At 63.5% G+C, this 11,259-nt stretch carries 10 protein-coding genes; 4 read left to right on the top strand and 6 right to left on the bottom strand.

Features of this window, described 5'->3' with window-relative positions:
* The first annotated feature begins 42 nt into the window (after positions 1 to 42).
* Positions 43 to 1,515, top strand: coding sequence for an AMP nucleosidase (gene amn / locus C8K61_RS10640; RefSeq protein WP_371919985.1), 1,473 nt, complete (start codon positions 43 to 45; stop codon positions 1,513 to 1,515).
* Between the two features lie 105 nt (positions 1,516 to 1,620).
* Here amn and C8K61_RS10635 read toward each other — a convergent pair whose 3' ends face one another.
* Positions 1,621 to 2,655, bottom strand: a complete 1,035-nt coding sequence (locus C8K61_RS10635; protein ID WP_108096234.1) for an MBL fold metallo-hydrolase — start codon at positions 2,653 to 2,655, stop codon at positions 1,621 to 1,623.
* A gap of 82 nt (positions 2,656 to 2,737) precedes the next feature.
* Positions 2,738 to 3,766, bottom strand: a complete 1,029-nt coding sequence (locus C8K61_RS10630; protein ID WP_108096233.1) for an NAD(P)-dependent alcohol dehydrogenase — start codon at positions 3,764 to 3,766, stop codon at positions 2,738 to 2,740.
* Between the two features lie 140 nt (positions 3,767 to 3,906).
* Here C8K61_RS10630 and C8K61_RS10625 point away from each other — a divergent pair, with 140 nt between their 5' ends.
* Positions 3,907 to 4,530 carry a pseudouridine synthase gene (locus C8K61_RS10625; RefSeq protein WP_108096232.1) on the top strand — a complete coding sequence of 208 codons (624 nt, stop codon included), beginning with the start codon at positions 3,907 to 3,909 and terminating at the stop codon, positions 4,528 to 4,530.
* A gap of 131 nt (positions 4,531 to 4,661) precedes the next feature.
* On the opposite strand, the gene C8K61_RS10620 is transcribed toward C8K61_RS10625, so the two are convergent.
* Complete coding sequence (locus tag C8K61_RS10620) at positions 4,662 to 4,865, bottom strand: DUF2788 domain-containing protein (RefSeq protein WP_108096231.1); 204 nt, start codon at positions 4,863 to 4,865, stop codon at positions 4,662 to 4,664.
* A 130-nt stretch (positions 4,866 to 4,995) separates the two neighbouring features.
* Positions 4,996 to 5,475, bottom strand: a complete 480-nt coding sequence (locus C8K61_RS10615) for an Lrp/AsnC family transcriptional regulator (protein WP_108096230.1) — start codon at positions 5,473 to 5,475, stop codon at positions 4,996 to 4,998.
* Positions 5,476 to 5,923: 448 nt separating this feature from the next.
* On the opposite strand from C8K61_RS10615, the gene C8K61_RS10610 reads away from it, so the two are divergent.
* The gene (locus C8K61_RS10610; protein ID WP_108096229.1) at positions 5,924 to 7,057 is read left to right on the top strand and encodes a DUF6515 family protein; all 1,134 of its coding nucleotides are present in this window, start codon (positions 5,924 to 5,926) and stop codon (positions 7,055 to 7,057) included.
* A gap of 98 nt (positions 7,058 to 7,155) precedes the next feature.
* Here C8K61_RS10610 and C8K61_RS10605 read toward each other — a convergent pair whose 3' ends face one another.
* Together C8K61_RS10605 and C8K61_RS10600 are read right to left on the bottom strand one after the other, a co-directional pair.
* On the bottom strand, positions 7,156 to 8,043 hold the full coding sequence (locus C8K61_RS10605; RefSeq protein WP_108096228.1) for a cation diffusion facilitator family transporter: 888 nt from the start codon (positions 8,041 to 8,043) through the stop codon (positions 7,156 to 7,158).
* Positions 8,040 to 8,459, bottom strand: coding sequence for a polyribonucleotide nucleotidyltransferase (locus C8K61_RS10600; protein WP_108096227.1), 420 nt, complete (start codon positions 8,457 to 8,459; stop codon positions 8,040 to 8,042). Before C8K61_RS10600 ends, C8K61_RS10605 begins: the two co-directional genes overlap by 4 nt.
* 151 nt (positions 8,460 to 8,610) lie before the next feature.
* Between C8K61_RS10600 and hrpB the strand changes: the two genes are divergently transcribed.
* The gene (gene hrpB, locus C8K61_RS10595; protein WP_108096548.1) at positions 8,611 to 11,145 is read left to right on the top strand and encodes an ATP-dependent helicase HrpB; all 2,535 of its coding nucleotides are present in this window, start codon (positions 8,611 to 8,613) and stop codon (positions 11,143 to 11,145) included.
* The last annotated feature ends 114 nt before the right edge of the window (positions 11,146 to 11,259 follow it).

The following is an 11,259-nucleotide window of genomic DNA, read 5'->3' as shown; positions in this document are numbered from 1 at the left end:
AGGCAAGATAGAGCCATGCGAGTCCAGACAGGAAGGCCGATCGTGACCAGTGATACCGAGAATTTTATCGTCGCCTACACGCCGGAAGAGGCGGTAGATCGTTTGGCGGTGCTGCACCAGCAGGCCGTCGATGGGCTGAGCCAGGCGCTCAAAGCCTACCTCAAGGACCGGGTCAAACCCGCCGCCGGCGAGCACAACCTGTTCCGCTACCCGGAACTGCGCCTGACCTACCAGACTCAGGGCGAAGTGCCCACCACCGTGCGTGCCTACGCCAAAGTGCAGGTGCCCGGCACTTACAGCGTCACCGTCACCCACCCGGCAGCCTTTCGCAAATACCTGCTGGAGCAACTGCGCCCGTTGATGAACGACTTCACCGTCAAGGTGGAAGTGGGCGTCAGCGAGCAGAACATCCCGTACCCCTATGTGGTGGAAGCTGGCGATGAACTGGCCGGTTCCGGGGTCACCGCTGCGGAGTTGTCGCGGGTGTTCCCGAGCACCGATCTGTCGGCGGCCACCGATGGCATCGCCGATGGCCTGTATGACTGGCAGAACATCGACCCATTGCCGCTGGCGCTGTTCGACGCCGCCCGCGTGGATTTCTCCCTGCGCCGCCTGGTGCACTACACCGGCAGCGACTGGCGCCATGTGCAGCCGTGGATTCTGCTGACCAACTACCACCGCTACGTCGACCAATTCATCCGTCACGGCCTGGCGCAATTGCGTGATGACCCCCGCTATGTGCGCATGGTGTTGCCGGGCAACGTGATCATCGAGCGCGGCACATCGGAAGAAGACGCCCAGGCCGTGGCGGATGCCGTGGTCTGGCACCGTTACCAGATGCCGGCCTACCACCTGATCGCCGCCGATGGCCATGGCGTGACCCTGGTGAATATCGGTGTCGGCCCGTCCAACGCGAAGAACATCACCGACCACCTGGCCGTGCTGCGCCCGCATTGCTGGCTGATGATCGGCCACTGCGGCGGCCTGCGCCAATCGCAGACCATCGGCGACTACGTGCTGGCCCACGCCTACATGCGCCGCGACGGCATTCTCGACCGCGTAGTGCCGCCGAACATTCCGATTCCTGCCCTGGCTGAGGTCCAGCTGGCTCTGCAAGAAGCCGCAGCGGCGGTGACCGGTGAGAAGGGCGAAGCGCTGAAACGGCGCCTGCGCACCGGCACCGTACTGACCTACGACGACCGCAACTGGGAACTGCGCTGGGCTCAGGAGCGGCCGCTGATCAACCTGGCGCGGGCGATTGCCGTGGACATGGAAAGCGGCACCATCGCAGCGCAAGGTTATCGCTTGCGGGTACCGTACGGCACCTTGCTGTGTGTCTCGGACAAACCGCTGCACAGCGAAATCAAACTGCCGGGCGCGGCCGGGGCGTTTTACGAGCGGGCGGTGAGCCAGCATTTGAACATCGGCATCGCCGCCCTGGACCTGATGCGCACCCAGCTCGACTCCCTGCACTCACGCAAACTGCGCAGCTTCGACGAGCCGCCGTTCAGGTAAGCGATTGTCGGTACCTGGAATCACCGTTTCCAGGAATCGCGGCTGAAGCCCCTCCCACAGGTATCGCGCCTCTGTGGGAGGGGCTTTAGCCGCGATGCTTTGATCTTAAGGCACCAGCCAGGTATCCCCAGGCTGCGGCACGCGGAAGGTTTGCGGGTCCACCTGTTGTTCCTGCAACGCCGCCGCCAGGTCGGCCGGCGGGGCGAACTGGCCTTCGTCGGTGAGGCGGAAGGTGCCGAAGTGAATCGCCAGGCTGCTCTTGGCTTGCAACTGGCGGTGCGCCTGCACGGCATCATCCGGGTTCATGTGGTGATCGCGCATAAACCAGCGCGGTGCGTAGGCGCCAATCGGCAGCAGGGCAAAACGCATCGGCCCGAAACGTTCGTTGATCAGTTTGAATTCTGGCCCCAGTCCGGTATCGCCGGGGAACAGCAGCGGGCCACTCGGTGTTTGCAGAACAAAGCCCAGCCACAGGGTGTGGTTGGTGTCGCTGCGGGTGCGTGATGACCAATGCTGCACCGGCACGCCATGCACGTTGAGGGTCGGGCTGATGGTCAATGCCTGCCACCAATCGATTTCCGCGACATCGTCAAAGCCGGTTTCCTTGATCAGCGCGCCATTGCCCAGGCCGGTCACCACCTTGGCCTTGGGAAAGCGCAGGGCCAGCTGGCGCAGGCTTTTCAGGTCGAGGTGATCGTAGTGGTTGTGGCTGACCAGAATCAGGTCAATCGGCGGCAGCTGCTCGATGCTCAGCCCCGGCTGCTGGTACCGCTTGGGGCCGATAAAACTGAGCGGGCTGACGCGCTCGGACCACACCGGGTCGGTGAGAATGTTCAGGCCCTGATGCTGCAACAGCACGGTGGCGTGGTTGATGTAGGTGGCTTGCAGCTCATCGCCCGGCACCCGTTCACGGACCACGGGCGGGGTTTTGCTCAGCGGTTGCACGATCCAGGCGTCGGTCTTCTCACGGTTCATTTGCCACTTGAGCAAATCGGCCAGGCTTTTTTCCGCAGTGGGTTGGATGTTGTGAAAACGTTCGCCATCGAAGTGGTCGCTGGCGGGGCCTTGGTAGGCAGAGTTGTTACAACCGACCAGGGTCAGCAGGCTCAGCAACCAGGTGGGGCGCAGGCTACGGGGCATTGAGAAAACTCATGCGGGGGGAGGTGCAGGCAAACCTAGCACGGCGGCTATGGTTTGCCTGCGCCCCTACACGTTTTGCAATCTACTTGCTGGCGTCCAGCACCACGCGGTAACGCGCTTTGCCGGCACGCAGGTGGTCGATGGCGTCATTGACCTTGCTCATAGGGAACATCTCCACCTGCGGCACGATCTGGTGGCGGGCGCAGAACTCGAGCATCTTCGCCATATTGGCCGGTGAACCCACCGGGGATCCGGAAATGGCTTTCTGCGCGGGGATCAGGCTGAACACATTTACCGGAATATCGCTGGGCACAATGCCGACAAAGTGCAGACGGCCGCGGCCACGCAAGGTGGTGAGCAGAGCATTCCAGTTGAGGTCGGCGCTGGCGGTAACCAGAAGGAAATCCAAGGTGCCGGCAATGGCTTTCATCGCCGCGGCATCGGTAGAGGCCACGGCTTTGTGCGCGCCCAGACGCTGGGCCTCTTCCTGCTTGCTTGGCGAGGAAGTAAACGCGGTGACTTCGCAGCCCCAGGCGTTGAGAAATTTCAACGCCAGGTGACCGAGGCCGCCAATGCCAACCACACCCACGCGGTCGGTGGGCTTGATGTTCAGCTCCACCAGCGGGCTGAATACGGTGGAGCCGGCGCAGAACAGCGGGCCGGCCAGGCTCGGGTCAATCGCCTCAGGAATCGGGATGGCCCAGGCCCAGTGCGCGCGCAGGCGATCCGCAAAGCCGCCGTTGCCGCCGATGATGGTCGGCTGCACGGTACGGCACAGTTGGTGAGAGCCTTCCATGCAGGAGGCGCAGTGCATGCAGCTGCCTTTGTTCCAACCGATTCCCACCCGCTGGCCGAGCTTCAGACCACGCACTTGCTCGCCAACGCGGACCACGGTGCCGACCACTTCATGGCCGGGAATAAACGGATAGCGGGTACGGCCCCATTCGTTGTCGATCATCGACTGGTCGGAATGGCAGATACCGCAGAACTCCACGGCCACTTCAACGTCTTCGGCGGCCAACGGGCCTGGATCATATTCGTAGGCTTGCAGCGGAGCGTTAGGCGCGGTGGCGGCCCAGCCGGTGAATTTCTGAAGCTCGGAGGTGCTCATGCGAGGGGTCCTTTTTGTTGTGTGGGGCAGCCAAGCAGGATTAACCATAGACGGCAAATGATGAAGCGAGATAAGCCAGGCTGATGGCGTGGCATGGCGTCGGGTTACACTGTGCCGCCCGTTTGCTACCCGGATTACCCATGTCGCGCCCACCTCGCCCTGCCGCCCGAACTGCTCGCCCGGCGCCTCGCCGTGCCGCCAAGGCACCGCCGGCTGAGCCGAAGTTGCTGCTGTTCAACAAGCCCTTCGACGTACTCACCCAGTTCAACGACGAGCAGGGCCGCAGCACCCTCAAGGATTTTATCCCGGTGCCAGGCGTTTACCCGGCTGGACGCCTGGACCGCGACAGCGAAGGTCTGCTGCTGCTGACCAACGACGGCCAGCTGCAAGCGCGCATCGCCGACCCCAAACACAAACTGGCGAAAACCTATTGGGTGCAGGTGGAAGGCGAGCCGAGCGACGAGCAACTGCAGCGCCTGCGTGACGGCGTCGAATTGAACGACGGGCCGACACTGCCAGCCGAAGCGCGGCAGTTGCCCGAGCCTGATTTGTGGGAACGCAACCCGCCGGTGCGCTTTCGCAAAAGCATTCCGACGTCTTGGCTGGAGCTGGTGATCAAAGAAGGGCGCAATCGCCAGGTGCGGCGGATGACGGCGGCAGTGGGGTTACCGACCTTGCGCTTGGTGCGGGTACGGATCGGGCCGTGGAGCATTGACGGGTTGGGACTGGGGGAGTGGAAAGAGGTGGAAGCGAAACTGCGCTAAATCGTAGGTTGGGTTGAGCGGAGCGAAGCCCAACGGGAGGCGGATTTTAAGCGGCGCTTTTTTCAAACGGAGACCGAGATGTTGGGCTTCGCTTCGCTCAACCCAACCTACTCGGCTAGCGTTGCTCGGCTCTAGAAACCTTCCAGGCTTCCAATCACTACGGTCTTGATGATGAAGCCCAGCACGCCCAGGCCCAGTGCCAGAAATAGCACCATGGTGCCGTACTTGCCGGCTTTGGATTTCTTCGCCAGGTCCCAGACGATGAAGCCCATAAAGGCCACCAGGCCGCCGACCAGGATGATCATCATCCACTCTTCAAACTTTTCCGGTTCCATCACAACCTCGGGTATTCACCAGACTTGAACGTGTTGCCGCGGCCAGGGCCGGGTCAAGGCCGGCGATTATACGTCAGCGCCAACGCCTCTGGCCTGAGCTTCGTCGCCGCAGGTGGCTACTTTGACGGGCTCAGCTGCGCAGGTGTTGCAACGGCAACTGAGTGCTGGAAATCACCTGATTGAGCACGAAGCTCGACTTCACGCTGGTCACCCCTTCGATACGGGTGAGTTGGCCGAGGAGGAATTTCTGGTAGTGGTCCATGTCCGGCACCACCACCTTCAGTTGGTAGTCGGCGTCCATGCCGGTCACCAGGCTGCACTCCAGCACTTCCGGGCACTGGTTGATCACCGATTCGAAATGCTCGAAGCGCTCGGGCGTGTGGCGGTCCATGCCGATATGCACGTAGGCGGTCAGGCTCAGGCCGAGCTTCTTGCGGTCCAGCAAGGCCACCTGACGCAGGATATAGCCGTCGTCTTCCAGCTGTTTGACCCGCCGCGAGCAGGGCGACGGCGACAGGCCGATGCGTTCGGCCAGCTCCTGATTGGAGATGCGCGCGTCGCGCTGCAATTCGGCAAGAATATTCAGGTCGTAGCGGTCCAGGTTGTTCAAGATGGCGCTCCTTTCATTTCCGATTGCGTAACATGGTGCGTTAGAGATGAAAGATTGCGCAACTCCTATCTCTATCAGCAATCTTCGCAATCCTCTGTCGCGCGCGGCGGCCTACACTTTCTCCCAAGTTAAATGACCCGGACGCAAGTCCAACTGGCCCGCCCAATCAGGCGCACCAGAGCCGCCGACCCCACCGGGTCGCCCACGGCACCCGGGTCCGTCCTGCCCAACCAGGTGGACGAGACAGGCGGCGACACAATCGCCAGCAGCGGACGAGAAAATCCAAGGGGCCCACAAGGGCCCCTTTTTATTGCGCGCAAAACCTTCAGGTGTGCAACTTGGTAAGCGGCCGTTGTCGAAGCTGTTACCAATCGGCTACAACTGCCCGCCGCTCAGCGATACTGACGGCAGGTCATTTTGCGGTAACTGCCCCCTGGAGTAGAAAGTCATGAAGTCGCAGATCTGGCGCCTGGCAGGTGTAAGCGTCCTTTCCCTGGCGATGTTTGCCAATGCGTTGGCTGATGATGACAAGCCCGATGTGCGCTCGGTGATGGGCGGCGGGGGCGGTTCGCAGCGTGATCAGGGGCGTGGCAATTCAGGGGGTGGCGGCAATCAGGGTGGTGGGCAGGGCGGTCACCAGGGTGGCGGCAATCAAGGTGGCAATCAGGGCGGTGGCCAGTCGCGGCCGCCGCAACAGCAGCAACAACAGCCAGGCCCCCAAGGCGCTGCCCGCACCCTGGGTGGCAGCAGCCCTTCGCAGCGGGATGACCGCGGTAACTACAACAATGGTGGTTACAACAACGGCGGCTACAACGGCGGTGGTTACAACCAGGGTGGCTACAACCAGGGCCATAACAATGGCTACAACGGCGGTGGTTATAACGGTGGCTATAACGGCGGTGGCAATGGCCACAACGGAGGTCGCGACGATGACGACCGTGACCGCCCGAGCAATAACCCGCCCCGTGGCCCGCAAGGCCCGGCCAAACAATTGGGCGCCAAGTCGCCACCGCCTCCGGGCAACCAGTGGAACGGCGGTCGCCCGGGTGGCGGCTGGGGTCCTGGCCCGCGCTGGGAGCCGGGCTACCGGGTGAACACTATCCCGCAAGGTCGCTGGCGCGTACCCCACGGCGGCATCGACTATTACTACGCCGACGGCTACTGGTACCGCCCCTATGGCCCGAGCTACATCGTGGTCACCCCGCCCTATGGCGTGCGGGTGCGCACGTTGCCGTCCTATGCCGAGCAGCTGTGGATCGGCAGCGCGCTGTACTTTATCGCCGCCGGTACCTATTACCTGTACGAAGCTGACCGCCAGGAATACGTGGTGACCAACGCGCCGGCGCAGGTCACCAGCAATAACGGTTGGCAGGGCAATGGCTACGATGTGGTGGCCTATCCGGCTCGTGGGCAGAGCGAAGCGCAAGTCGCGCAGGACCGCTATGACTGCCACCGCTGGGCCGTCAACCAGAGCGGCTTCGACCCTTCGCAAGCGGCCTATGCACCGACTCAGAATGTGGCAGATATCTACCGCCGCTCGCTCGGCGCCTGTATGGCTGGGCGTGGGTATAGCGTGAACTGACGCAGCGCAAAAGCATCGCGGCTGAAGCCGCTCCTACGACATCGCACAATCCGCAGGAGCGGCTTTAGCCGCGATTGATGGGCCTGGAAAGGAAGCTATCAGCGGGGTTTTACCACTTCCTGCGGGTCGGCATGCACCAGCACTTCGGCCCTGGGGTACGCGGCAATAATCGCTCGCTCAACCTGCTCGCACAGGTCATGGGCGACGGTCAGGCTCAGCTCCCCCGGCAATTCCAGATGCAACTGCACAAACCAGTGCGTGCCGGAAATCCGGGTGCGCAGATCGTGTGCGCCGAGCACGCCGGGCACCTGGCAGGCCAGTTCCAGCATCTGTGCGCTGACGTCGGCTGGCAGTTCTTCATCCATCAATACCGCCACCGCCTCGCGGGCGATCTGCACCGCGCTCCAGAGGATGTACACGGCAATCCCCAGACCAAACAACGCATCCAACTGCTGCCAGCCGTACCAAGCCAGCACCAGGGCGATGAGGATGCTGCTGTTGAGCAGCAGGTCGGAGCGGTAGTGCAGGGAGTCGGCGCGAATCGCGGTGGAACCGGTGATGCGAATGACCCGGTACTGGAACGCCAGCAGGGCTACGGTCAACGCCAGTGACAACAGCATCACGGCAATGCCCAGGCCCGGCGAACCCAACGGCTCCGGATGGCGCAAATGCTCAACTGCCTGAACCGCCACCAGCACCGCACTCACGGCAATGAACAACGCCTGGGCAATCGCCGACAGGGCTTCGGCTTTGCCGTGGCCGTAACGGTGATCGTCGTCGGCCGGGCGCAGCGAGTAGTGCACGGCCAACAGGTTGAGCAAGGAGGCGGCACCGTCCAGCAGCGAATCGGTGAGGCCGGCGAGCAGGCTGACCGAACCACTCAACCACCAGGCCACGCCTTTGGCGACGATCAGAATGATCGCCACCGTCAGCGAAGCGAAGGTGGCCTGGCGCAGCAGGCGTTCGTGCGCCTGGCTCAGTTTCATGCGGCGGGTTGCAGACCGAAGGCGGCCAGTTGTTGCAGGCTGCCTTTGTGCTGGAGCAGACGCGGGTCATCCAGCGGCAGGCTGCGGCCGGTTTCCTGCTCGATCAGGGCTTTCAGGCGAACCGGGTCGACCTTGCCGTCGCTGCCGATGGTGTCTTGCAGTTTCTGTGGGTCGATCTGCGCGCTCTGGCCTTCGGGGAAGTAGATGGCGCCGGTGGCAAAGTCGATGCCGAAGGCGATCAGGCCGGGGATGATATAGAACAGCAAACCGATGGCATCGAGGCCGGCTACCACCGGGTCGATCTTGCCTTCGATCTGGCCACGACGGTCAGGGAAAAAAATGCTGCCGCACGCGCTCAACTGAGTGAGCAAGGCAACGATCAAAGCACCGCCAACAACACGAGACCGCATGTGCATAAGCACCTCCATGGGAAAAGTGGGGCAACTATACAAGCCAGGCGCGCTCACCGCAGCAAGCGCGCAAGGCTAAGACCACGAGTAGCCAGTGGCCGTTCGCCGGTATACTCGCCGCCCTACTGTGCCTGCTGCCAATGACCTTTCCATGTCCATGACGCCACTGCCTATCGACGATGTTCTGCTTGCCCTGCGCCTTGCCCTCAGCGAGCGCCACGAGGCGGTGCTGGAAGCGCCGCCCGGTGCCGGTAAAACCACCCGCGTGCCGCTGGCGTTGCTGAACGAAAGCTGGCTGGCCGGGCAGTCGATCATCATGCTCGAACCCCGGCGCCTGGCCGCGCGTGCCGCCGCAGAGCGGCTGGCCAGTGAGCTGGGGGAAACGGTCGGCCACACCGTGGGCTACCGCATTCGCCTGGACAGCAAAGTCAGCGCAGCTACCCGTATCGAGGTGGTCACCGAGGGCATTCTTGCCCGCCGTCTGCAGGACGACCCTGCGCTGGAAGGCGTCGGCCTGGTGATTTTCGACGAATTTCACGAGCGCAGCCTGGACGCCGACCTGGCCCTGGCGCTGACCCTCAATGGTCGCGCCCTGCTGCGCGACGAGCCACCGCTGAAAGTGCTGCTGATGTCCGCCACGCTGGAGGGCGAGCGCTTGTCCGCGCTGCTCGACAACGCCCCGGTGGTGCGCAGCGAAGGACGCATGTTCCCGGTGGAAACTCACTGGGGGCGCCCGTTCCAGCCGGCGGGTCCGTATGCCAAAGAGGGCATTGAACCGCGCGCGGTGCAGACGGTGCTACAGGCCCTCAACGACGAGCCCGGCAGTGTGTTGGTGTTTTTGCCGGGGCAGGGCGAGATCCGTCGGGTCAACGAGCAACTCGCCGAAGCCCTGCAAGGCCGCAGCGATATTCTGCTTTGCCCGCTGCACGGCGAACTCGACCTCAGCGCCCAGCGCGCCGCCATCGAACCGGCGCCCGCCGGCAAACGCAAAGTGGTGCTGGCCACCAACATCGCCGAGACCAGCCTGACCATCGACGGCGTGCGTGTGGTGGTGGACGCCGGTTTTGCCCGCGTGCCGCGCTTCGACCCCGGCAGCGGCATGACCCGCCTGGACACACAGCGCATCTCCCGAGCCAGCGCCACTCAACGCGCCGGCCGTGCCGGCCGTTTGCAGCCAGGTGCCTGTTATCGCCTGTGGTCGCAGGCGCAACACGAACAGATGGCGGCCTACGGCAGCGCCGAAATCCTCCAAGCCGACCTCGCCGGTTTGGCCCTGCAACTGGCGCGCTGGGGCGTGACGCCACAGGAACTGGCCTGGCTCGACGCACCGCCAGCGGCTTCCTATGCCCAAGCGCAAGATCTGCTGGTGCGCCTTGGCGCTCTGCAGGGCAACGGCCAACTGACGCCCCACGGCCACGCCATGGCCGAACTGCCGGCGCACCCGCGCATTGCGCATTTATTGCTGCGCGGCCAAGCCCTCGGCCTGGGCAGCTTGGCCTGCGATGTCGCCGCCTTGCTCGGCGAGCGTGATATCCAGCGCGGCGGCGGTGCCGATCTGCACACTCGCCTGGCATTGCTCAGCGGTGAAGAGCGCGGTCACAGAGGCGGGCAGGTTGGGGTGCAGCGCGCACGGCAACTGGCCAAACAGTTCCGCAGCTACCTACGTGGCAAGCCTGCCGAAACGGTCAGCGACCCCGATCACCCGCGTTGGCTGGGTGCCTTGCTGGCATTTGCCTACCCTGATCGTGTAGCCCAGCAACGGCGTGCCGGCGGTGGCGAATACCGCCTTGCCAACGGCCGTGCTGCGCAGTTCGGCGAGCCGGATGCGTTGATGAAACAACCCTGGTTGGTGGTAGCGGAACTGGGCAGCCGTCAGGGCCAACGCGAAGAGCGCATCTACCTCGCCGCCGAGTTGGAACCGGCGCTGTTCGACAGCGTGTTGCGCGAGCAAGTCAGCGTGCGTGAAGAGTTGGAGTGGGACGAACGCGAAGGCGCGCTCAAGGCCGAACGCCAATGGCGCGTCGGCGAACTGGTGCTAAACCGCGAACCGCTGAAAGACCTCGACGAGGCCACCCGCAGTCGCGCCTTGCTCGGCCTGGTACGACGCAAAGGCCTGGAGCTGTTGCCGTGGAAACCCGAGCAGCGCCAGTGGCAGGCGCGCATTGGTTTGCTACGGCGCCTCGACCTGGCCAATGGCAACAGCAGTGAGTGGCCAGATGTCAGCGATGCGGCGTTGCTGGCCAGCCTGGAAAAATGGCTGCAGCCCTACCTTGGCAAAGTCACCCGGCTGAGCCATTTCGGCAACCTGGAGCTGCACAACATGCTGCAGAACCTGTTGCCCTGGCCGCTGCCGCAGCGCCTGGAAGAGTTGGCGCCTAAAGCCATCGAGGTGCCCTCCGGTTCACGTATCGGCATCGACTACAACGAAGAGCCGCCGGTGCTCGCGGTGCGCATGCAGGAATTGTTCGGCCTGGCCGATACCCCGCGCATTGCCGGCGGCCGCCAGGTGGTGAAACTGCATCTACTCTCACCAGGGCGCAAGCCGGTGCAAGTGACGCAGGACCTGGCCAACTTCTGGCGCAGCACCTACGCCGAAGTGAAGAAAGAGTTGAAGGGCCGTTACCCGAAACACTACTGGCCCGACGACCCTTTGGTCGCCGAACCGACCGCCAGGGCAAAACCGCGTCGCTAACCTGAACGATTTTTTGCGGCGCTTGGCGCACCCTGCGCGGCCGCGTTTCGTGGGGAAACGTGGCGCGCACCGCTACGCTGGTCGGAACGGTTAACGGATCCTCCGTTACCGCCG

This window comes from Pseudomonas sp. GV071, from assembly GCF_003050835.1.
In the GTDB taxonomy this organism is placed as follows: Bacteria; Pseudomonadota; Gammaproteobacteria; order Pseudomonadales; family Pseudomonadaceae; genus Aquipseudomonas.
The sequence above is the reverse complement of the archived record's forward strand: the minus strand, read 5'-3'. Positions and strand labels throughout refer to the sequence as shown.